At 50.1% G+C, this 657-nt stretch carries 6 tRNA genes; all 6 read left to right on the forward strand.

Features of this window, described 5'->3' with window-relative positions:
• The first annotated feature begins 71 nt into the window (after positions 1-71).
• The 6 genes from AC25Y1_RS19265 to AC25Y1_RS19290 all read left to right on the forward strand — a co-directional run bounded on the left by AC25Y1_RS19265 (position 72) and on the right by AC25Y1_RS19290 (position 654).
• Positions 72-153, forward strand: a tRNA-Leu gene (locus AC25Y1_RS19265).
• A gap of 16 nt (positions 154-169) precedes the next feature.
• Positions 170-244 (forward strand) — tRNA-Gly (locus AC25Y1_RS19270).
• Positions 245-251: 7 nt separating this feature from the next.
• Positions 252-340: transfer RNA gene (locus AC25Y1_RS19275), tRNA-Leu, on the forward strand.
• Between the two features lie 18 nt (positions 341-358).
• A tRNA-Arg gene (locus tag AC25Y1_RS19280) sits at positions 359-435 on the forward strand.
• 21 nt (positions 436-456) lie between these two features.
• Positions 457-533: transfer RNA gene (locus AC25Y1_RS19285), tRNA-Pro, on the forward strand.
• A 45-nt stretch (positions 534-578) separates the two neighbouring features.
• A tRNA-Ala gene (locus AC25Y1_RS19290) sits at positions 579-654 on the forward strand.
• Positions 655-657: the final 3 nt, after the last annotated feature.

Consider the following 657-nt stretch of genomic DNA (forward strand, 5'->3'; position numbering starts at 1 on the left):
TTTTAATCAGAGGGTCACAGGTTCGAATCCTGTATGGCTCACCATTTTATGTATTGCCGACATATGATCATGCGGGTGTGGTGGAACTGGCAGACACGCTAGACTTAGGATCTAGTGCCTTCGGGCGTGGGGGTTCGACTCCCTTCACCCGCACTTTATTATATATGACGCGGAAGTAGTTCAGTGGTAGAATATCACCTTGCCAAGGTGGAGGTCGCGGGTTCGAATCCCGTCTTCCGCTCCATTGATTTGCCGGGGTGGCGGAACTGGCAGACGCACAGGACTTAAAATCCTGCGGTAGGTAACTACCGTACCGGTTCGATTCCGGTTCTCGGCACCATTATATACTCTTTAATATGCGCCCGTAGTTCAATTGGATAGAGCACTTGACTACGAATCAAGAAGTTGTAGGTTCGACTCCTGCCGGGCGCGCCATTATTTTTAACTTGTAAATATCGGGAAGTAGCTCAGCTTGGTAGAGCACTTGGTTTGGGACCAAGGGGTCGCAGGTTCGAATCCTGTCTTCCCGACCATTATGATTTTCAAGCAAGTTTTTTTCTTAAATAATCTACAGCTTTGGGGCCTTAGCTCAGCTGGGAGAGCGCCTGCCTTGCACGCAGGAGGTCAGCGGTTCGATCCCGCTAGGCTCCACCATTA

The sequence above is a fragment of the Sporosarcina sp. Y1009 genome (genome assembly GCF_057669865.1).